18 protein-coding genes and 1 tRNA gene are annotated in these 22,562 nt (G+C 39.4%); 9 read left to right on the top strand and 10 right to left on the bottom strand.

Annotated features, from left to right (window positions below; genetic code table 11):
- The first annotated feature begins 32 nt into the window (after positions 1–32).
- From GQR87_RS18410 to GQR87_RS18400, 3 genes are all read left to right on the top strand, one after another.
- On the top strand, positions 33–1,049 hold the full coding sequence (locus GQR87_RS18410; RefSeq protein ID WP_158971896.1) for a response regulator: 1,017 nt from the start codon (positions 33–35) through the stop codon (positions 1,047–1,049).
- A gap of 11 nt (positions 1,050–1,060) precedes the next feature.
- Positions 1,061–2,014 carry a sensor domain-containing diguanylate cyclase gene (locus tag GQR87_RS18405; protein WP_158971894.1) on the top strand — a complete coding sequence of 318 codons (954 nt, stop codon included), beginning with the start codon at positions 1,061–1,063 and terminating at the stop codon, positions 2,012–2,014.
- A 78-nt stretch (positions 2,015–2,092) separates the two neighbouring features.
- Complete coding sequence (locus GQR87_RS18400) at positions 2,093–3,343, top strand: AmpG family muropeptide MFS transporter (protein WP_158971892.1); 1,251 nt, start codon at positions 2,093–2,095, stop codon at positions 3,341–3,343.
- A 13-nt stretch (positions 3,344–3,356) separates the two neighbouring features.
- Here the strand turns inward: GQR87_RS18400 and cdd are convergent, their stop codons facing one another.
- Positions 3,357–3,773, bottom strand: a complete 417-nt coding sequence (gene cdd, locus GQR87_RS18395; RefSeq protein WP_158971890.1) for a cytidine deaminase — start codon at positions 3,771–3,773, stop codon at positions 3,357–3,359.
- A 238-nt stretch (positions 3,774–4,011) separates the two neighbouring features.
- Between cdd and nlpI the strand changes: the two genes are divergently transcribed.
- The 3 genes from nlpI to nadA all read left to right on the top strand — a co-directional run bounded on the left by nlpI (position 4,012) and on the right by nadA (position 7,249).
- Positions 4,012–4,920: a lipoprotein NlpI gene (gene nlpI, locus GQR87_RS18390; RefSeq protein ID WP_158971888.1), complete on the top strand. Its 909-nt coding sequence runs from the start codon at positions 4,012–4,014 to the stop codon at positions 4,918–4,920.
- Between the two features lie 2 nt (positions 4,921–4,922).
- Complete coding sequence (locus GQR87_RS18385) at positions 4,923–5,972, top strand: hypothetical protein (protein WP_158971886.1); 1,050 nt, start codon at positions 4,923–4,925, stop codon at positions 5,970–5,972.
- A 218-nt stretch (positions 5,973–6,190) separates the two neighbouring features.
- On the top strand, positions 6,191–7,249 hold the full coding sequence (nadA, locus tag GQR87_RS18380; protein ID WP_158971884.1) for a quinolinate synthase NadA: 1,059 nt from the start codon (positions 6,191–6,193) through the stop codon (positions 7,247–7,249).
- On the opposite strand, the gene GQR87_RS18375 is transcribed toward nadA, so the two are convergent.
- On the bottom strand, positions 7,246–7,770 hold the full coding sequence (locus GQR87_RS18375; protein ID WP_233267316.1) for an NUDIX domain-containing protein: 525 nt from the start codon (positions 7,768–7,770) through the stop codon (positions 7,246–7,248). The genes nadA and GQR87_RS18375 overlap by 4 nt on opposite strands.
- Positions 7,771–8,078: 308 nt before the next feature.
- Here GQR87_RS18375 and GQR87_RS18370 point away from each other — a divergent pair.
- A tRNA-Ser gene (locus tag GQR87_RS18370) sits at positions 8,079–8,168 on the top strand.
- Positions 8,169–8,997: 829 nt separating this feature from the next.
- On the opposite strand, the gene GQR87_RS18365 is transcribed toward GQR87_RS18370, so the two are convergent.
- From GQR87_RS18365 to GQR87_RS18350, 4 genes are all read right to left on the bottom strand, one after another.
- Complete coding sequence (locus tag GQR87_RS18365; protein ID WP_158971880.1) at positions 8,998–10,479, bottom strand: tryptophan halogenase family protein; 1,482 nt, start codon at positions 10,477–10,479, stop codon at positions 8,998–9,000.
- A 45-nt stretch (positions 10,480–10,524) separates the two neighbouring features.
- Positions 10,525–11,550 carry a cupin-like domain-containing protein gene (locus tag GQR87_RS18360; RefSeq protein ID WP_158971878.1) on the bottom strand — a complete coding sequence of 342 codons (1,026 nt, stop codon included), beginning with the start codon at positions 11,548–11,550 and terminating at the stop codon, positions 10,525–10,527.
- Between the two features lie 8 nt (positions 11,551–11,558).
- Positions 11,559–12,293, bottom strand: a complete 735-nt coding sequence (locus GQR87_RS18355; protein WP_158971876.1) for a SapC family protein — start codon at positions 12,291–12,293, stop codon at positions 11,559–11,561.
- Between the two features lie 128 nt (positions 12,294–12,421).
- Positions 12,422–15,535 (bottom strand): TonB-dependent receptor, encoded by a 3,114-nt coding sequence (locus tag GQR87_RS18350; protein ID WP_158971874.1) that lies wholly within the window; start codon positions 15,533–15,535, stop codon positions 12,422–12,424.
- Positions 15,536–16,002: 467 nt separating this feature from the next.
- Here GQR87_RS18350 and GQR87_RS18345 point away from each other — a divergent pair, with 467 nt between their 5' ends.
- On the top strand, positions 16,003–16,695 hold the full coding sequence (locus tag GQR87_RS18345; protein WP_158971872.1) for a GntR family transcriptional regulator: 693 nt from the start codon (positions 16,003–16,005) through the stop codon (positions 16,693–16,695).
- A 195-nt stretch (positions 16,696–16,890) separates the two neighbouring features.
- Here the strand turns inward: GQR87_RS18345 and GQR87_RS18340 are convergent, their stop codons facing one another.
- The gene (locus GQR87_RS18340) at positions 16,891–18,402 is read right to left on the bottom strand and encodes a peptidoglycan-binding domain-containing protein (RefSeq protein ID WP_158971870.1); all 1,512 of its coding nucleotides are present in this window, start codon (positions 18,400–18,402) and stop codon (positions 16,891–16,893) included.
- A gap of 34 nt (positions 18,403–18,436) precedes the next feature.
- Complete coding sequence (locus GQR87_RS18335; protein WP_158971868.1) at positions 18,437–18,805, bottom strand: hypothetical protein; 369 nt, start codon at positions 18,803–18,805, stop codon at positions 18,437–18,439.
- A 436-nt stretch (positions 18,806–19,241) separates the two neighbouring features.
- Here GQR87_RS18335 and GQR87_RS18330 point away from each other — a divergent pair, with 436 nt between their 5' ends.
- Positions 19,242–19,763: a hypothetical protein gene (locus tag GQR87_RS18330; RefSeq protein ID WP_158971866.1), complete on the top strand. Its 522-nt coding sequence runs from the start codon at positions 19,242–19,244 to the stop codon at positions 19,761–19,763.
- 228 nt (positions 19,764–19,991) lie between these two features.
- Here GQR87_RS18330 and GQR87_RS18325 read toward each other — a convergent pair whose 3' ends face one another.
- Both GQR87_RS18325 and thiI read right to left on the bottom strand, forming a co-directional pair.
- Entirely contained in the window at positions 19,992–21,008 is a 1,017-nt protein-coding gene (locus GQR87_RS18325) for a fatty acid desaturase (protein WP_158971864.1), read from the bottom strand.
- A 76-nt stretch (positions 21,009–21,084) separates the two neighbouring features.
- Positions 21,085–22,539 carry a tRNA uracil 4-sulfurtransferase ThiI gene (thiI, locus tag GQR87_RS18320; RefSeq protein WP_158971862.1) on the bottom strand — a complete coding sequence of 485 codons (1,455 nt, stop codon included), beginning with the start codon at positions 22,537–22,539 and terminating at the stop codon, positions 21,085–21,087.
- Between the last annotated feature and the right edge of the window lie 23 nt (positions 22,540–22,562).

Genomic DNA, 22,562 nt, shown 5'->3' with positions numbered 1-22,562 from the left:
TGTAATAACACTAAATTAGGTGACAGTTAAAAATGACGACTCCCATATTAATTTGTGATGATTCAAGTTTTGCTCGTAAACAAATGGAGCGCTCGATACCAGATGGATGGGATGTAGATGTCAGTTTTGCTGAGCACGGAGAACAAGCCTTAGAGATAATCCGGGCGGGCAAAGCTGAGGTCATGTTTCTCGACTTAAATATGCCTGTGTTAGATGGTTATCAAACCATGCAGATCATCAAAAATGAAGATCTGCCAGTGTTGGTGATTGTTGTGTCTGGAGATGTTCAACCAGAAGCCCGTAAACGAATGTTAGATTTAGGGGTGATTGATTTCATTCGCAAACCTATTGAAAATAACACATTAATAGACATATTAAGCCAATATGGTTTGTACTCTGGTGACGCAAGTTCATCTAAAAGAGCCGAAGCCGTTGCTTCTGCAAATAAAAAGTCTAGCGTTGATAAGCTTGATGCCTATCGAGAAATGGCAAACATTGCTATGGGGCAAGCTGGTGAAAGTTTAGCTAAATTATTAGGTGAATTTATTGATTTGCCAATCCCCAGTGTTAATTTAATCACAAATACCGAATTACACATGGCCATGGCCGATATACAGCGTAATGAAAGTGTTTCTGCAGTCTCTCAAGGCTTTATTAGTGCTGGTATCAATGGTGAAGCCTTAGTCATATTTAACGACTCAAACTTTGCCAACATGGTGAAACTTCTCAAATATACAGAAGGCAAAAGTACTGGTTCTTTAGAATTAGAAGCGTTAATGGATGTCTCCAATATTTTGATTGGAGCTTGCTTACGAGCGCTTTCTGCACAACTCCATGCGGTATTTAGCCATAACCATCCAATTATTTTGGGACGACATTGTGATTTAGAAGATATTCTTAAACATACCAGACAAAGAACAGAAGACATGTTGGCTATTGAAATTGCTTATTCAATTAAAAGCCAAAATATTAACTTTGATTTACTCTTGTTGTTTCCTAACAAATCTATCGACTTAGTATTCGATAAACTTGTCACCTCTCATTCTTAAGGTACGTTTTTATGGCTGTTGATAATAGTTTAGCTGAAATGCATTGGAAACATGACTTATTAGGCTCGATAGAAGTAGGAATAGTGGTACTCGACAAAGAATTTAATGTTCAGGTATGGAACCAGTTTATGGAGAACCATAGCAGTATTGTACCAAGCATTATTCAAGGTAAAAGTGTATTTGAGTTTTTTCCTGAAATAGATAAAGAGTGGTTTACCCGCAAAGCTGCCCCTGCATTTTCCTTAAAGAGCCCAGTATTTGTTATTTGGGAGCAGCGTCCTTTTTTATTTCGATTCGATAGTAATAGACCTATCACTTCTAAAGCCGAGTTCATGTACCAAAATATTACTATCTTCCCGTTGGCCTCTTTGAGCGGAGATGTGGATCAAGTTTGTTTGGTTATTTATGACGTAACAGATGAAGCAATAAGCCGTTTGGTCATGCAATCACTTAATACCCAGTTAAAGGAAATTAGTCGAGTAGATGGTTTGACTGGGTTATATAATCGACGTTATTGGAATGAACAATTTGATATGGAATTCAAAAGAACAAAAAGAAGTGATACTGAATCTTCACTAATCATGTTGGATATCGATCATTTTAAAAAAGTGAATGATACTTATGGTCATCCTGCAGGTGATGAAGTGATCAAAGCTTTAGCTGGGATTATTCAAAAAACTATTCGAGAAACTGATGTTGCTGGCCGTTATGGTGGTGAAGAGTTCGCTATCATCTTACCCAACACACCTGTGGCTAACGTAGAATTTGTCTCAGAGCGCCTTCGCCGTTTAGTTGAAAAATGTGTAGTGGATTATGCTGGTATCAATATTTCATTCACCATTAGTATTGGCATTGCAGGTTTTCAAAAAAGCTATAAAGATAGTGCCCAGTGGTTAGAATCTGCTGACAAAGCATTGTACCAAGCCAAAGCTGCAGGTAGAAATCGAGTAATTCTTTCTGAGTAAGTTAATTGCACGGAGCTTTCTCCATTATCATTCGGTATTGTTACCGAGTCATCTAGTCTTTTTTAATGTTGTATGTAAATGAATCAAAAAAAAAGTTTTAAAGAAGCCATTTTAAATAAGCGTATGCTTGTTTGTATTACCACTGGTTTTTCTTCGGGTTTACCTCTTTATCTATTAATTCAGTTTGTACCCGCTTGGTTACGTTCTGCAGATATAGATTTAGCGACTATCGGTTTAATAAACTTGGTGTTATTTCCCTACACTTGGAAGTTTCTTTGGTCGCCGGTAATGGATCGTTTTGTGCTGCCATTTTTAGGCCGTCGTCGAGGCTGGATGTTTGTGACCCAATTGGGCCTGATAACTCTGATGAGCTCCTTGGCCTTGTTCGATCCTCATACCGACCTGACAAATATTATTATTATTGTCTCTGCTATTTCATTTTTTAGCGCCAGCCAAGATATAGTGATTGATGCTTATCGACGAGAGATTTTGCCCGATGACGAACTAGGCGCGGGCAATGCATTTTATGCCCAAGCTTACCGGATTTCGTCTTTTGTACCTGGATCTTTGGCTATGATACTTGCCGGCTTCTTTCCTTGGTCTGTGGCACATTTGTCTGTTGCGGCATTTATGCTAGTTGGTTTGATTTCGACTTTATTGATCAAAGAATCGTCAACCCCTGGTGACGAACCACAAACCTTGCGGTCAGCAGTTATCGAACCATTTAAAGAGTTCTTTCAACGTAGTGGTTGGCAAGATGCTATGTGGATATTGTTATTCATTATTTTGTATAAGCTTGGAGATAGCATGGCTACTGCCCTTGAAACGCCATTTTTTATGGACATGGGGTTTTCTACGGTAGAGATAGGTTCAATTGCTAAAATATCTAAAACAATTGGCGCCACAGTAGGCACCATTCTAGGCGGTGTAGCTATGATTAAATTAGGTATTAATCGTAGTTTATGGGTTTTTGGAGGCTTTCAAATCGTCTCCATTTTAGGTTATGTATTACTGTCTATGGTGGGTTATAACCACTTCGTTTTAGCTCTTGCCAGTGGTTTAGAATATTTAGGTGTTGGTTTAGGTTCAGTTGCTTTGATTGCATTTATGGCTAAATCTACCAATAAACATTTTACCGCTACCCAATTTGCATTATTAACCAGTATTGCTGTTATACCTCGCACTTTTGTTAGTGCGGCAACGGGTTATATTATTGAGTCGGTAGGTTATACCCAATTCTTTGTGATTTGTTTTGTATGCGCCTTACCTGGCATGTTGATGTTATTTAAAATAGCACCTTGGAATGATAGTAAACAGTCACAAACCTAAGAGTGTTCATAGTTCAATCATCGGTTTTTTCAAAGCCAAATGAAAAGGGCAGTAGTTCTTTAAAAGCTACTGTTTTTATTTCCCCTGATTTTTTGACCATATGTATTTGGGTTTGCCCATCAGCAAACTCAGCTATTTTTTGACGGCAACCGCCACAAGGTGGACAAAAATCTGTAGTTGGGCCAATAATCACAATATGTTTGATCAGTTTATTGCCAGACAAAACCATAGCGGATATGGCACCTGCTTCAGCACACTGGCCTAATGGATAAGCTGCATTTTCGACATTACAACCGCTGTGAATTTGTCCTGCTTCATCGATTATAGCCGAGCCAACATGGAATTTTGAGTAGGGTGCATAAGCATTTTTTTGAGCTTGCAATGCTTGTTCAATAAGAGGTGTAGTCACCTCAGGCAATGACTGGAACATGTCAATTATAGGCCTTGTGTTATTTTAAAGGCCGACTAGTTTGCGTTATTTTTACTAATTGATACAAGTTAAATTCAATTATTCTTACGGGGATAATATGGCAACTTTACTTTTTAGTGTAAATAAGCGACTCTACGACATAATTTTTATGTGTGTTTTTATTAATTATTGAGTTAATGTTCATGCTTAATTCAATCTTAATAAACATTCTTTTTTCGGGTAAATATCCTTCTTTATTATGCAGAAATCTATCGTCTTTTTTATATTTATTAGCACATTGTTAATGGGCTGTGCCAGCCATTATGATGACTCTCAATCAAGAGCACAGATGGGTAATTTATTACTTGCCGAGCCTGCACCTATGAATCCAAGATCACAATTGGCCATAGCTCGTTACAGTCATATTTTGGGACAAGCAGAACTAGAAGATGAACAAAGAGCACAATTATTACATCAGCGCGGCACTTTATATGACAGTGTGGGGTTGTCTGGTTTAGCTCAATACGATTTTAATCAAGCTATTCAACTTAAACCAGATTTGGCTGAAGCTTATAATTCTATGGGTGTGCATTATACCCAACAAATGGATTTTATTCAGGCTTATGAAGCCTTTGATGCTACATTAGATATTGATCCTAATATGGAATTTGCATTTTTAAATCGTGGTATTGCTCTTTATTACGGTGGTCGTCCGGATTTGGCTGTACGAGATCTTGGTGAATTTTATAATAAAAATGCTGCAGATCCCTACCGTGCTTTATGGCGTTATTTAGCAGAGAGTAGGATTGACCAAACTAGTGCAATAAAGACCTTAGCTGGATTACGCAAAAACTTAGATGAAGACAACTGGGCCACTAAATTGGTGGATTTATACCTAGGGAAAGTAGGTGAGAATGAGTTGCTAAGTGCCTTAATTGGTGGCGTTACTAGTCAACAACAATTAACCGACCGTTTATGCGAAGCTTATTTCTATTTGGGTAAATACCACACCGAAAAAGGTAATCGTGGTATCGCATCAAATTATTTTAAATTGGCGCTTAGTACTAACGTGTTTGAATATGTAGAACACAGGTATGCACGTTTAGAGCTTAATTTACTCAGAGACCAAACAAACGAAGAAGAATCAGCAGTGTCACAAACTCAATAATTATGTGGCAGTTATTGAGATGGGGAGCTGCTCTATTAATTGCTTTATCTCCCCTTTATCTTGTTTTATATCATGCCCTTGATGAACTCAATTCTAGTCCTGAAATTGCACCAGAAGCCATTAGTTTAACCTTAGACGACGCTTTAGTTTTTTGGCATAAAGGCAAATATAAAGAATCCTTAGTGATCTTAGATCATATTGATAAATCTAAACCCGAAGTATCTTTTTATCGTGCTTATTTTGAGCGATATCTACAACACCAAGTAACCCCACAATTACCTAGTCAAACTACTTTTGCAGAAAATTGTTCGCAAAAAATATTATTTGTTACTGGCGACGTGTATTCCTTAGCTCAAGCTACAGTATTTATGTCTCGTTTTGCTAATGACGAACGATTGGCAACTTTACCAATTTGTATTGAACCAACTATTTGGTTTGATCCCGCTAAAATCAATTGCCAGCAGAATCAGACAGAAGATGGTCGTTTGGCTTGTGATTTACCACAACTGGCAAAAAGTTTAAAAGCACAAAACTTTACCCACTTAGTGGTATTTGCAGATAAAGGTAAAGCAAATGTCCATAACGGAATTATGTTTTTAGATCGGCAAGATAGTTACGACGTGTTTGTGCATGAATTGGCACACTTCGCCGGTTTTGTTGACGAATACCCGTTAACAGGGCAGTTAGCTGCGCAGATTTGTGCTGGCGACGACACGCCTAATTTAGTGTTTCGTAAAGCGGGAACACAAGTTATAGACACTGATTATTGGCAATCAATAGGACTAGACTCAGATTTATCTCTCACTAAAGCGAGAACCTGTGATAACCACCCGAACCAAGCTTATAAGGTAGAAAAAAAGTTAACCTTTATGGAATATCATGATGTGGCTTATATTCCAGAACATTATTTAGCTGTTTGGCAAAAACGTTTGTCAACTCAAACTTATTCTCCGTCAGCTCATGTTAATTTTGCGCAGTTTTATGAAGGAAAAAATAATCTACGAGAAAGCCAGTTTTGGCGGACTAAATATCAAGGTTATTTAAAAAACTAAGCGAGTTAACCAGCATTCTGGATAAGCTGGCTCTTAGATTACGAACAGAAAATGACTCTTATCTATTTGTAAGTGTCTGAATCTTCGTCAAAATTAAGCTCATGCTAGAGCACTTAATCTGAGTTGATGTTAGTTAAAATGCTATTATGTCATTTCTGTGACATTCAGGTATAATACTCGGACCATTTTTATCCCTCAGTTAGTAAACTATTCAGATTATGTTAGAGCAATTTCAAGTCGAGACCATAGATTACCCGTTTCCGGCCAAACCCGCTGTTTTAAGCGAGATTGAACAAAAACGCTACGTTGAAGAAATCAAATCTTTACTCAAACAAAACAATGCTGTTTTAGTCGCACATTATTATACCGACCCTGAAATTCAAGCGTTAGCTGAAGCGACAGGTGGTTGTATTTCTGATTCTCTAGAAATGGCACGATTTGGTAGAGATTGTGATGCCGACACATTAATTGTGGCCGGTGTTCGTTTTATGGGCGAAACCGCAAAAATTCTTAGTCCAGAAAAGAAAGTACTGATGCCAACATTAGAAGCAACCTGTTCACTTGATCTAGGTTGTCCCATCGAACAGTTTTCTGCTTTTTGTGATGCTCATCCCGATCATACTGTTGTGGTTTACGCTAATACATCTGCAGCAGTTAAAGCTAGAGCTGATTGGGTAGTAACATCAAGTATAGCGCTTGAGATAGTCGAACACTTAGACTCTCTAGGTGAAAAAATCATCTGGGGACCGGATCGTCACTTAGGTGCTTACATTGCTAAAGAAACCGGTGCAGACATGTTGTTATGGCAAGGTGAATGTATCGTGCATGATGAATTCTCAGCTAAAGCCCTAAACGACATGCGCCACTTACACCCGGATGCAGGAGTGTTAGTTCACCCAGAATCTCCTGCGAGTGTAGTCGCGCTGGCCGATGCTGTGGGCTCTACAACACAATTAATCAATGCGGCTAAAAACTTACCTCATGAAAAATTTATTGTAGCAACCGACCGTGGCATTTTTTACAAGATGCAACAAGCCGCTCCAGAAAAGACCTTACTCGAAGCCCCAACCGGTGGCAATGGCGCAACTTGTAAAAGTTGTGCTCACTGCCCTTGGATGGCAATGAATGGCTTACAAGCTATTCACCAGTCTCTTAGCGAAACTAGTGGTCATGAGATTTTTGTGGATGACGCACTGCGCGAAAAAGCCTTGATCCCATTAAATAGAATGTTAGATTTTTCTGCGCAATTAAATATGAAAGTGGCAGGCAACGCTTAAGCTTGTGATTTTATAAATTGGTCTATCGCCTTGCGTAATGAAGCAAAGGCGATACGGCTAGTATCAAACTCACTTATTTTTATCCATTGATATCCAGCTATTTCTGCTACATCAGCATTAAGCTTTGGTTTTTCTGTTAAGTAACTAACAAAAACTACATCACAAGTGTGATAAAGCAGATCTTTGTAATGGTAGGTATTCGCTCCTGAATAAAAATACTGCCAATTAACAATATCCGCAGCCAACTCTTCTTTTAACTCTCGACTCAGTGCCTGCTCCAGAGATTCGTTGTGATCAACAAACCCACCAGGTAAGTCTAATTGGCCTTTTTCAGGATCTTTAGCTCTTACTGTTAGTAATATCTCGTCATCACAACAAATGATTGCGGCAACAGCTGCTGCGGTATTATGAAAGTATTCAAACTGACACTCAGCGCACAGATGTTTGTGGCCATTCTGTGAGCTTATGTTTTCACTTTTACAGTTAGGACAAAATTTAAAAGAGCTTAGATTCGTTGGCAATTTTTGTTTCGTACACTGTTTATTAAACAACGAACGCCTTGCTTGATAGATAAATAGGTACCCATATAGTACGGCAAATTTTTAGATGTAGCAGATGACTATCTGCAATTATTGCCAGATATTGATAATTTAATAAGCAGATAGAGTGTTAAATTAGGTATTTATAAGGTTTAACTTGATTCATGGCGCCGATTTCCATAACATACTCCGCGCTCAGAAAATCAGTCAATTGACTGAGTAGTACAAGATTTAGCGCAAGCCAGCGTAGAGTTATAATTTAATAACTCATATAAATAGGCAAAAAATTTGGAGAGGTGGCTGAGTGGCTGAAGGCGCACGCCTGGAAAGTGTGTTTAGGGTTAAACCTAACGAGGGTTCGAATCCCTCTCTCTCCGCCATATACAAAATGACCCGCATTAGCGGGTTTTTTTGTATATGGCGGAGAGAGAGGACTTGGTTCGGACCTCCGGTTCGACTAATCGTCTGGAACGATTAGCACCGCCTCTGGCGCCCGCAGGGGCAGGTACATGGATGTACCTGAGTGAATCCCTCACAGTAATCTCCAGCATAAACAACAGCACCTAACTTCGAATTAACTGATTTTATTTTATCCCGTCCAGTAACTTCATACCTATCAACATTGATTAACTTAAAATTAACTTTGTTTAAAGGCTCAACGTTGTTCGTTGGGCCTTTTTCATTTTGGCGGAGTAGAGTCGGGATGAGAACCCTCGCGGTTCGACAAAAACTACTGGATGGTTTTTGAACGTGCGAAGCACGGCCCGAAGGGCGTAAGGCAGGATGCCTGAAGTACTAATCGTCTGGAACATTTATTCACTACATCCATGTAGTTCACCTGCTTCGCAGGCCAGCGAAAGCTGTTCTGATTTGTTCCTACAAATCTTGCTTACACCGCTTCTGGCGCCCGCAGGGGCAGGTACATGGATGTACCTGAGTGAATCCCTCACAGTAACTAGCGACACAAATGACAGCACCAAATTCGAATTAGCTGACTTCTTCTATCCCGTCCACTCAGGGGCTGTTTCAGTTAAACTTTTTGGTAACACTGGAAGTAACATCTTTGGATTTTAGTTTTTTGTCTGCTTTGAATGTATTTAATCTGAGTTTTGGATAAGAAGTATCGTCTAATCTGAATTTATCAAAACATTACTAGGTCCGAATTAAATGTATATTTTTTACTTGGCCAGAACGCGCTTGAATACAAAGTTATTGATTACTAAGCACACCATATTGACGCAGAAAGTCACTATGCATGGGCATACCCTCGACCGCTTTTTTGATTTGCATTTGTAAATCGTTAAATGCTTTGCGTAAGTTATCATTTTTCACTAAGCGGCCCATGTGATGGTAACCTTCAACTTTTGCCCCTTGTCCCAACATGACTTGGTTCCAAGAATCAACGCGAAATAGGTCTCCATCATTTTGAAAGGCGATTGAGGTTTTTGTGTATAGCTCCATCCTATGTCGCAGTGAGTCAGGAATATCCATAGTTGCAGCGTGTTGCCAAAAAGGCTCGGGTCGTCGGTTCAAAGTATAATGTAAAATAATGAAATCTCTTATGCTATTTACCTCTCCATCAACGTAACTGTTGTAATGTGTTTGTAGGGTTTCATCCATACCATTAAAAGGGAACATTTGAACCAATCTTGTTGCTGCAATCTGACTAAGATGAATACTGGTGGATTCAAGTGGTTCGAGAAATCCACTAGAAAGGCCGATGGCTACACAATTCTTAAACCATGTTTTTTTACGTTTACCGGTTTTAAATTTTAGCAAACGTGGCTGGGTGAGCATATCGCCCTCAAGATTGTCGGTGAGTAACTGCAGCGCGTCTTGATCAGAAATATAGTCACTGCAAAACACCAAGCCGTTTCCCACTCTTTTTTGTAGTGGGATCCGCCATTGCCAACTGGCATCTCGAGCAATTGATTTTGTATACGGTGGAATGTCCTGTTTACTTTCAGTTTGCACCGCCCAAGCACTATTCATAGGTAACCAATGTGACCAGTCTTCGAAACCTACTCCCAAGGCACCATTAATAAGTAATCCTTTGAAGCCGGTGCAATCTATAAATAAATCACCCGAAACACTTTTGCCATTAGTTAATATAAGTTTGCTAATGTGGCCGGTTTCACTATCCATTTCTATTTGGTCAATTGTGCCTTCGATTCGCTTAACGCCTCGGGCTTGACTAAATTCACTTAAAAAAGAGGCGTATAAACTTGCATCTAAATGAAATGCATAGTTAATGTTAGTTTTATTGTCTTTGCCAAATTTCCCTGCTTTTGCCGCTTGTAGCTCGAAGCAGTAATCTTGTAATTCGCCACCCCAGCCTAGTGTATTCGCGTGTTGCCAAAGGTGCTGAAAATCCCCCATCCAAGTGGAACGACCAATCTGACCAAAGGCATGGAAGTAGCTCTCACCTATATCTCCCCAATTGCTAAATTCAATGCCTAATTTGAAGGTTGCCTGGGTTTTTTGCATAAATTCTTGCTCGTCAACACCAATAAGGCGATGAAAGGCTTTATGTGTAGGAATGGTGGCTTCGCCCACACCGACAGTGCCAATATCTGCAGATTCAATTAGTGTGATATCAATCAAGCTGCCCAACTGACTCGATAAAGTAGCAGCTGCTATCCATCCCGCTGTACCGCCACCCGCGATAACCACCTTTTGTACTTTTTGCATTTGAAACTTCCTATCTGCTCACTAAAAATATAAAGCGCTTAATCGTTACCGATTAATCTTTTTTAATACTTTATTGCGTAATACCCGAGCGCTTAATTGATCAAGATCTCGTAAAGCACCCCATGTATGCGGTGGTAAATGTTGTCGTGCTTGTTGCTTGTCTGCAAAAATATAATGTTGAAATAATTCGTGCCAGGCGTTTTTTTCACTTTGTGGTCGCCCGCGCAGGCTTAACATGGCATGTAATAATGTCGCCATGGGGTCATCAACGTAAGCAGGGGTGCTATTCCACCAGTAGTTGAGCATGACATTGAAGTCATCTAATGCTTCAACTTGGTGCCACCACAAAGCAGGATAAACCAATACATCACCAGGCTCTAACTCTACCACTATGGCATGTTTGAGAGCCTCTCGCGCCTTAGGGTAGCGCTCATAATCAGGAGCCGAAATATCTACCATACTTAAAACTTGACCACCAGGTGTTGGTTCTAAAGGCCCTGGATATAAGTTGCTACTCTGCTCAGGTGGGAATAAAGTGAACCTGCGTCGCCCGAGCATACAGGCGGCGATATTATTTGAGGTATCAAAGTGAGTTACTGCGGTGGTTCTATTGCCAAGCCAAATGCCAGCTTGAGCTGAATGCCCAGAAAGATTGGCATTATGGATCGGTAAATTGGCCTCTAGTATCTCTGGAAAGTAGTCATTCAGTCTAGCTGAACCGATATAGAAGGCGTTATCGCTACGGGTCTGTTGGCTTTTTTCTATATCATTAAAAAAATCTGTTAATTGTGCAAAGTGTGTTGTGAAATTCATCCCATCAAATTGCGCATTGTAGAAAAACCGACCTTTTGCTTCAGCTTCGCATTGATAAACTAACATGGGTTTTTGCGTATAAAAAGTCTGCAAGTATTCTTTTGCTAAGCTTAATGATTGGCGACCTTTAGTCACTAAAGGGGAGTCTGCTATCACTCCTTTTATTAAATATGGTCGGCCTAATTCAGTCAGGGCATTAAAGTCAATTTCAGTGAACTGACTCTGTTTAATTGTATAAAACTTATTATCGTCTCTCATTCTTTTGCCTATGACTTGGATAAAGTAGAGCGATGCATTTTCATATTAACCAGATGCGATGTGTTGCCGGCAGACGAGACCACGGCAAAACAATGTTCCAGCAACCCGAGCCCATTTAATTCAAATAATTCTTCAGCAGATAATGCAACTAGGCGTTCACGACTTATGGTAAATAGATCTGCTATCTTGTAACTGCCACTGTGTGCTAGATCTATTTTTATTTCCACCGGCTCTATCAGTTTAAATTTATCTAAAATGGTAAAAAACGCCTCTGCACTTTGGCTACCCACATTGATCTTGCGCATGGCTTGAAGTATCCCCTCAAAGTAGGGTGTGTAACCACCGTGAGCCTTAAAGACTGACTCACCCACTTCATAGTTTATACATGCATTATCAAGGTCAACCATAACTATGGGGTCAGACTCCACCTGCTGCTCATTTTTGTTATTAGTTAACTGCAACGCGAATGGTCCTTTCATACACATGGCCGGAATAGATCGTGCTGCCCAACGACCATCTTCTAGAAAAAGGTTTTCATCCTTATCAAATCCTAGAATACAGATAGCGTAGTAACCTGATGTTGCGTTATGGCGGAAAAAAATCGGATATTCTCTGTGCAAGGTTTCAAATTCGGTAGGAAAAACGACTGCATGATTAATGTTGTCTCCAAATACCTTACCGTATCCAGTCCGTACTTTGAGGTTTTGGTGAGCCACACAATCTAATGCTATATAATTTGACATCTAAGACCTATTTACGGTTATTACGTCATTAAGACAGTTAAAAATAGTTAGGGCACCCTAAAATATAGAGTGCGCTGTTCAAATAAAATCATCAAACCGCCATCACTGGCAGTTTGACTTACGTTTTACTAAAATTTATATCTAGCTCCTAAGTAGTAACGCGCTGCATTTTCACGAAGAAAGTGCAAATCTGTTTGCGAACGACCAAACGATCGAGAGGTTTCTTCATTTAAATTGATTGCATCAAAAGATACCGCTAGATTTTCACTAAACGAGTAACTCACATTGAAATCTAACTGCCCGTACTCTTCGACAAATATAGGGTTATTAAAGCCACTGCCATCATTTGCTGAAGCAAGAAATTCATCACGCCAGTTGTAGGCTAAGCGGCTTGACCAACCATCTTTTTCGTAAATTAACGTGAAGTTTGCAGTATCGCTTAAGCCTTGCAGTGCAAATTGCGAGACATTAGGCGCGCCAGATACATCGTAGCCAACATCACCGTTAACCACAGTGTAACTGCCAACTACGCCAAATCCAGAGTCACCAAAAAAGTGCTGAGCTTGAAGTTCTAGCCCGTTTATTTCTGCTGATTCATTGTTTATAGGTTGATTCAAAGCAAAGTTAAATAAGGGGTCATCACTGTTTGGAGTTATATCATAGAGCCCTTCTAAGCGATCGTATTCAGCATCCTCTATATTCCCATCAGCATCTTGATTGGCCGTAAACAGCGCCATTGCTTCGTCTATACTTGCTGATTGGTCAACGTATACTGCTGCTGCAAATAGATTAATTTCGTTTGCTAGTACTCCTAGGTCGTCGAGCATATCTAGTGCTATGCCCGAGCGAGTGCCAGCTGCGCCAGATGAAGCATCGCGCAAACCAAACAAGTTACCGGTAACAGTTTCACGCCCAACAAAATTGCGTACACGTTTAGAAAACAAACCTGCTGAAACATAGCTAGTGTCATCAAAATACCACTCTAGAGACACATCATAGTTATCTGATTCTAGCGGTTGTAATCCTGGGTTACCTTTGCTGCCCGTTACCACGTTACCTAAGGCTGTTGGACCTGATGGTGTATTGGCATTATCGCTGGCGTATAGATTATTGTAAGTCGCTCTGGCCAGTGTTTTACTGAAAGAGGCGCGTACTTTAAGTTCGTCTGATAAATCAATCGCAAGATCGATGTTAGGTAACAGGTTGCTGTATGAAGAACTTGATGAGAACCCTGTCCCTGCTGCCGCGGTTGATTTTGCAAAATCATTATCACCTTGCCAAATAATGGCAGACGTAGGAGATGATTCAGTTGTTGCAGTAACATCGGTTTGTTCGTATCTAAGCCCTATATTCAAATATGCGTCCAAGCCGCCAATTTCAAACATGTTAGTAAGTTGAATATAAACGGCTGTAACATCTTCTTCGATAACATCATAAGAGTTACCCGTAACATTTAGAGGCCGAGAAGATGCACCAGCATAACCAGCTTCATACGCAGGTGATAATGCCGCAAAAATATCCGCAGCATTGCCACGAACAGCATACACTTCATTGTTTGTTGTGCCGCCAACTGAGGTTGTCCCACCACCTATAGTGTGGTCGTTAAACTTACAAGAGATACAAAAAGTTTCAAGCGCTCCTGGTGCTAAATCTTCTACATCTCCAGGGTTTTCAGAGCCCCAGTTCCCTAAAATTTGTTGATAGTCAGTTCTATCAGCAACGTTTTTCTGGGTACGATAATTGGCCCCGACTGTGATATCAGCTCCGTCATCTAACTCCCAGTCAGCACTAAAATCGAATTGATCTATTTCATTAATTTGTGTGACTTTACGCATGCCACTGGCAACTTGACTCGCTACTATTTCAGGACGAATTACTGTCTCTCCTGATATAGTTTCTACTGTTCGCACAGGAATTGCGCCACTATAATCAACGGCTTGAAATGCTGAGTCAGTAGGAGAGTTACCGTATTTATGGTCTAAGCCGACATTAATTTCGGTATAGCCCATTGGTGCGTCAGGCGTTACTTCAGCTTTAGAAGAGTGGCCGTCGAAGGTTAATGAAAGTTTGTCATTCACATGGTATTGCGCGTTAAAACCAAGTGAGCTTAACTCATCTTTTGTGGCGCGCATAACCTGTGGCATACCGCCGCCTTTATTGATGGCTCTTTCTTTTATAAAAATAGTGGTTGGAACTTCACTGTCATCAAAAACGACTTCGGTAAAAGGACGATTGAACCAGTTATAAAATTCTACTTTTTCTTCCACTCCTTTATTCTCAGCGAAAGTGTAGTCTGCCGTCATAGATAATTTGTCGTTAGGTGCAAACTGCAACACTAACTGACCATTAGCACGTTCCCGTTCAAATTCAGAAAACTGATAACGGCTATCTCTTGGCAACGCTACATATTGGTCTAAAGAAGTCGGCGCATTGGTAATGACAGTATCTTCTGTCGTCAGACCAAGAAATTCAGAATATGGGATAACATTCCAGTTTGACGACGTGGCGCCAGCAGCTGCACTATCTCTATTTGATATGCCACCAAAAAAGCCAATTCCAAACGTATTATCTTCGTTTGTCCAACTAAAAGAACCACCAATTTCAGGAGTCAGGCTGCTTCCTCTATCTACTGATGTGTCATGTATTGCTTTGGCACTTAATGACGCTTGCATACCTGAATTACTTAAAGGCCGTTGTGTCACAACGTTAACCGTTGCGCCAATACCGCCTGAAGAAATATCTGCGCGCCCTGTCTTAAATACTTCTAGTATCTGCACCCCATCAGAGGACAAATTTGAAAAATCAAAGGCTCTACCCGAAGCCCCTGAAGCGCTGCCGCTACTACCTGCGCCGACAATCGGCACGTTTGCAGTGGGCATGGTACGCCCATTCAGTGTCACTTGGTTAAAGTCGGCACCAAAACCACGTACGGTAATCTTTGAACCTTCGCCGTTAACTCGGTCGATAGAAACACCGGGAATACGTTGTAATGATTCAGCTAGGTTAGTAGAGGGAAATTTACCAATATCTTCAGACGAAATAGCGTCAACTACGCCTTTCGAATCTCTTTTGAGATCCATTGATTTAAGTAAACTGCCGCGAATCCCGGTAACTGCAATAACTTCTGTATTATCATCAGCTTGGGACTCTTGTGCCATGGTCGGCATAATGACTGCTGAACTAAGCAACAGCGATATGCTCTTTGTCAGTAGTGTCTTTTTAAACTTATTGTGCATGTTCATATTTTAAGCCTTTTAATCTTTTCCTGTTAATTGGAAGATGTGAGACGTTAGACAAAATCACTCTTACGTCTTAATGTATACGTTGCTGACTCTTAATGTATACATTGTTTGTACAGTAATGTTGAAGGATTAACATGTCAATGCTAAAAATTAACATTTAAATTACAATGGTAAGGAATTACACGGCAATAAAAATAATTAAACACTATTTTGCTGCTTATCTTGGCAGTGCGATAACTGTCGGTTCTGTCGTAGTTATCAGAAAATATGCTTTTCGAAAAAGCCTTGTAAAACAAGCAATCTACAGGTTTCAATCAGAGTTAGATGAGTTAATATAAATGCACTCGAATTTTCTTTGTAAAAACTTGTAACTAGAAGTTGATAGCCAAGCTAATGGCCTAACATGCTCACCAAAAAACACTTATCTAGATAATAGACTTATTTGCATCTAGCAAAAGAAGATATGTATGACTAAACCAAGCAAAACCAGTGCAATTCCCCTTTCAGAAAAAGCCTATCGGACTATCCGTTCTTTAATTTTGGAAAACGAGTTCAGCGCTGGTGATCAAATATTAGAGAAAGTGTTAGTAGAAAAATTAAATATTAGTCGTACCCCTATTCGCGAGGCTTGTGTGCAGCTTGAAAAAGAAGGTTTGATAAAAATCAGGCCTAGAAAAGGCATATTTATTAAGCCTATATCCGCTGCCGATATGAATGAAATCTATGACATTATGACAGCCCTAGAATCTCAAGCGGCTAAGATACTAGCCACAAAGGTAGCAGAAAAAACTATTACGGAACAAGAACTTAAACAGCTTGAGCTGCCCACACTGCGAATGGAAGAAGCGTTACAACAAGATAATCTAAAAGAGTGGGCCGAAGCTGATGAGGCGTTTCATCAGTGTCTATTAGATCTATGCGGTAACGTTCGTTTGAAGCAAGTGGTTTTACAATTTTGGGGACAGGCCCATCGAGTTCGCTTTTTTACCCTTGAACTGCGTGCTAAGCCTACAGATTCAACAGCCGATCATAAGGCGGTGGTCGAGGCTATTCGCGCTGGGGATGCGAATAAAGCAGGAGAAATACATAGTTTACATCGTCAAAAAGGAAAGCATAACCTACTGAGCATTATCGAAAAGTATAAGTTCGATAACTTATGATGCCTGAGTCTAGATAGAGGTATTTAGATGCTCGTTGAGCGACATATTGTTTAACTAACCCGAGTTCTGGGTAAGAGATATAGCCCAATCTGAATTTAACAATATAATTCAATAGCTTAATCACATTCGTCTCCCCCAAGACAATCTAACGCAGCTAGGCCCAAAAAGAGCGTTATCGAGAGGCTCGGCTTATTTTTACTTTGCAGCAAACGCATCTTTTATAAAACTGTATTCAGCCGAGCGAGTGAATTTATAAAATCTAGCTATCACAAAAGGTAAACCAATTGCAGCAGTTGAAGCTAAGGTGATAGCTTCTTTAATTATTTGTAGCAATATTAGTGCGATGGCCATAGTTTTATACACTTGTTTCCAGATGGCGTTAAAGCCATCTAAAAAGTGTTGTACTTGTGCTGGGTTGGCAGAGTCAGCAATGAACACTTTAAAATCAAAATCTAGATCACGATAAATGGCATATTCAGTGGTTGATCCTTTAAATAGTTTATGGCTAAAAACAGATAATCCATTGTTTAAAATTTTTACTGTGCGGTGATAAAAACTTATTACAGGCAATGACAACTTTTTAATAGCAATAGCTAAAGACTTAATTTTTTCAGCAAGCCATTCAACACCTTTTTTTAGCTGTCGGTAAACCCAGCGAAATGCTCTTTTTATGCCATCAAATAACCAGGCGCCCCAGGATGTTGCTTTAATTTGTTCTGATAAGGCTTCTGCGTGTTCTTCGTTCTTGGAAAATTCACGAATAGCTTCTACAACTCCCTCAGTGTCTAATTGGCTAGTATCTGATTGGCCAATTTCAAAGTCGGCAAAAAATTTTAAACATGCCTTGATTAAATCTTGTGGGCTTATTTCAGCTTCAACGGGTAAGTTTTCATTTTGGCAAAGTAGAGTTACGGCTTTAGATATAGGATTGTCACCAGCATAACTAATAGGATTATTATTGACGGTTAAACCAGGGGCAAGCTTGTCAAAACCATGTAGCCATAACTCAATGGCTAATACACTTTGTAGTAGATCATGTTTAAACTCAAAATCGGATTGCAAGATTTTTTCGTAGTTGGCGTAGAGCAGAGGAGTCAATTTGTCGAAATCATAAAGGTAAGTTAAAAATTCAATTTCCCCCCCTGACTCGGGTATCGCACCTAGATAACGCAAAAATATTTGCCACGTCTTCAAGCCAGACACACGATTGACCATATGTACGCGTATGGTTTTCTTACTATCTTGTACAATGCCGAGTACCCTCAGCCTTAACTCAATACTTTTATTTAGCGCTGGTCGGCGGTTATCTATAAGCCAATCTGCTAAGTGAGTTGGTTCGTCAAAAGTATAAAGTTGTTGTAATGCCTCCCAGGTTTGTAAGCCAAGCCAGCCATCATGAATAATATTGGCGTCAGTTTGGAATTGTTTTAATGCTGTCTTTAACTTTGTGTGGTTATTGGGTTGTCTAATGTTTCGCTTTGGACCCCGAATTCGGCCAGCTTGTTTGGTAGACAGATAACCAAGTTGATATAAACGTTTCCAGACATGTTGATACAATTGTGTATCTTGGCGTAATGCTTTGAAGTTTATTTGGCTGGTGGGGACAGAAATTATTTTTCCCGGCCGTTCAACCTTTTCCAGAATGGTTTCAAAGCCGACCAATTGATCAAATCCTGTTGGCATACCCGCAAGTTCGCTGATTTCCATTTTGCGATTACCCCCTCAATCAATACTTTTTTGTTTAAGATGTGAGCTTTCCCAGCGCCAGACCAATGACCTTAGATCTAAATTCAGAGCCATTTTTAACCGCACTAGCATGGGTTTGGATAAGGGTTTCGCTGACATTATTTTCAGAAATAAAATTAACTGAATCGCCATCAATTTTGATTTGAGTCGCCAAAGCTAATTTTAGTTTACCTTTTACTTTTTCTTCGCTACTACGCACCGTAGCCAGCATTGAATCCCATTTTAGCTTATTATCTGTACCTACAACCACCTCTAAGTCACCTGTATAGGTTTCTACCGACAAAGTGGCTAAGTCTCCTACTGCTTCGCTAATTGATGCTGCAATATTATTCCATCCCTTCTTTTCTTCTTCTTTGTCCGCCATGGGTATTCCTCGATTTTGTAGTAAATGAAATATTAAAGCTACTATAAGTTGTATGAAAATCAAGCGGTAATATTGCATGGATGTTAAAAAACTGTTCGACTGTTGATTCAATCGAAGCAAAGTTCTTAAAAACCAATCCTATAATTTGTTTCCCTCACTCTAAATTCAAAAGTCTCACTACACCTTTATTAAAGGTTTACTCTGGGCTCAGATCTTCTGGGTAGACAAATTCACGAAGCACTAGTGTTTTGTATATATAAAAGAACGTTATTTTTGTTTACAATCGTTACGATAAAGATTTACAGTGTGGGCATGGAAGTAACAAAAAGATAACAAAAATAATTTGTAATCAATGGTTGGTAATATTTGGTGATGTCGTCTTAGAGCAAACTGACAGTTGTAATAATTAACTATAAAATAACAGGAAAACAAATATATGAAATTATCTATCGTGAAGAATTTAACCGCTGGATTAGTTTTATCATTAGCTTCGGTTACAGCCTCAGCTAACTCTGGATTCTCTGATGTGACTAACGAAAATTTTGCTGCATTTAAAGATAATAATACAGGTCTTATTTGGATGGATTTTAATGAAACGACTAGGAAAGTATATTCTAAAGGTGACTATAAAGGATGGTCTTTAGCAACTGAGTCTCAAATTAAAAACTTGGTAGCTACAATCAACAGAGACAATAATAAAAACTCAGATGGAAGTTACAAGTCATCATTTAGTGATATGGCAGGGTTTAGCCAAAACAACGCTAGTTGGGGGGGCGCTTATGTCAGTAGAGCTTACTTTGTCGCAGAAGACGGTAAAGTACGTCGTTTTGATTATATTGATTACCACACAGCTGTTAAAACTAAAGATGAATCTCGTATAGTGGGAGGGGGAAATGGCTTTAAGGTCGCTGCTGGGCATAAAAGCCCTGCATATTTTACATTATTAGTTAAGAACTAACCAATACCATTAAATTCTCGGCTCTATTAAATAACCTGAATACTGGATAAGCCGAACCTCTCGATAACGCTCTTTTTGTGCCTAGCGGCGTTGGGCTGCCTAGCCGCGTTGGAGGAGAGTCTAGCAATAATACGTTATTAAATTATTGAATTGTAATGATAAATTAAGATTGGACGATACTTCTTATTCAGAACTCCGGTTAAATAGAATTAAAATACTAAGCAGAGTTTAACCTTCTGCTTGACTTGTTTGATACCGATTAGCTGAGCTAATACTGGCTAGGTCATTAAACCTAATTCCTTTATCTTTTAGTAACTGGTTTACTTTTTTACTGATCAGTTGGCGAATGTAAAATGGTTGATTAGGTACAAAGTGATGTATGGTATGAGTGTTACCAAAATTACAGCAAAAAGCTTGGAATGGTAAATATGCCCAATGATTAAGTACTTGAGTTTGTTTGATTAAATTAAATGCGGCACCATAATAATGCATTGATGATGTGACAAAATTCAAACATGCAGCACGTAAAAAACTAGGCACAACCCAAACTACCATAATAAAGTTTACCCATTGCATTAGGTTGAGTAGCCAAACCGGATAATTGATGGCAATGGTAGCACTTTCAGCAATAAAATTAACGCCATGAAAAAGTAAAAAAACATAGATAAGCATATAATAAACAGTGGTTAAAGGTAGGCCCGCATTAAATAATGAAAAAAACTGGTAACCTTTGATTTCACGAGAAAACTGTTTGTTACGTATGATCAGTCCAAGTAATCCGTCACAGATCACTAAAAACCTTAAAGCATGACTTTTAATGCCATTGCCTACTAATCGCTCTTCAATATCTTGGCTAGTACCAGAGGTTTTATGGTGGTTTAAATGGATGTTTTTACGATACCAAGGGCTAATGGTATTTGGCCTAATCACCCAAACCATAAACATCATAAAATTGTACATCGCGGCGTTTGACTTAAAGTACAGTTGATGGATTAAGTCGTGTTCGATCTCGTGAGCAATAGAGGCAAATAAAGCGGCAACAACAATACATAGCCAAGCAGGGATCACAGCATAAAAATACAATACACCTGTGGCAACAAAACCCAATACTGAGAGTAAAAGAATGGTTAAACCTAAGGTATTTTGTTGGGCCAAGAAAGGCACCCTGCTACGTAAGTCACTTTCCTGACTTTTTATATAGCTAACAATTTCTCTAATGACTTTTCTATCTTGGTTGTTTTGCATGTTTCTCCATAGTCCTACTCATTTTGACTTTTATCTTTCACACTGTTTTTTTGTCTTAGTCTGCAACAGCCTGTTTTTAAGGCCTATACACTTGCACTTCGGTATAACCTTGTTCTTGTAATAGCAGGGCTTGTAGTTGGCTCATGACCCCTCGTTCACAATACAAAAAGTACTTTTTATCTTGAGATAGGGCTGGGAATTGTGAAGCTAATTTAAAGAAGGGGATGTGTTGCACTGCGGTATTAGTTAATTGCAGTGGCGACTCTTCTTGTTCTTCGACTGGGCGAATATCTAACACTACACTATTTGCAGGCAGTACATCGACTTCAGTGACATATTCAGTTTGTTCTTCGGCTTCTTCACCAATAGAACGAATGTCGCGCATTTTAGCTTGGTCGACAACATACTCAATTATGCTGAAATCGAGTTTGCTTTCTTCAATTTCAATTTTAGCTACTTCTGCTTTGGTTGTGGGTTTACGAGATATTACTCCACAATATTCGGGCATGATTTTGGCGAAGTCTTCTGTGCCTATATATTTGGCTTGGTCGACAATTTCTAGTTTATCCATACAAATCAATGGACGCAGAATTAGTTTATCAGAGGCTTTATCTATCACGCTAAGATTAGCTAAAGTTTGACTTGATACTTGGCCTAAACTCTCACCTGTGACTAAGGTGCTAATGTCTAGTTTGTCTGCTACCTTGCTGGCCGCTCTAACCATCATACGTTTAAGTACTACACCCATTTGACTGTTATCGACGTTTTCTAGAATATCCGCCACCACAGGGGCAAAATCAACGGCGACGAATTTTACTCTATGAGATTCGCTGTAGCGTTTCCACAAGTAATAACTCACTTGTTTTACGCCAATTTCGTGTTCACGGCCGCCTAAGTTAAAAAAGCAAAAGTGGGTACGCGCACCGCGGCGGATCATCTGATATGTCGCTACGCCCGAATCATAACCTCCAGAAACTAGGGACAATACTTGGTCTTGAGTGGGTAAAGGCATACCGCCTAAACATTTAATTCTACTGTGTTGTTGGATCAAGGTATTGTCGTTGACTTCAAAATCAACAATCATCTCGGGATTTTTAAGTTGAACGCCTTTACTGTCACAATTTTGATTTAGATAACCACCCACATAACGGGCTATTTCTAAAGATGTGTAGGGGTGTTTACCTATTCGTTTGACCCTAACTGCAAAGGTTTTATCTATTAGTAGCGGTTGCCAAGCTTGTTTAACTTGTTGGCAAATATCGTCTAAATCGATAAATGTACTTTCTGCTACCCGCATTATTTGGTCGATGCCGGGAATAAGTTGCAATAACTCAATAATTTCATTTTGATTATCGAGAGATTTTCTGTTTACGATTAAAGTCAGTTTGTCCCATGACTGACGTACTTCAACCGACATTTCATGACTTTTAAAAATTCGTCGTATATTACCGGCCAACAAAAAAGTAAAACGCTTACGTACGCTGCGGCTTTTAACGATAATTTCTGGGTGGAGTCTGATAATAAACTGCATAACATTAATACTTATTGGTAGCT

The sequence above is a fragment of the Paraglaciecola sp. L3A3 genome (genome assembly GCF_009796765.1).
Lineage (GTDB): Bacteria > Pseudomonadota > Gammaproteobacteria > Enterobacterales > Alteromonadaceae > Paraglaciecola.
Note: the sequence above shows the minus strand (reverse complement) of the source record. Positions and strands in the feature narration are given on the sequence as shown.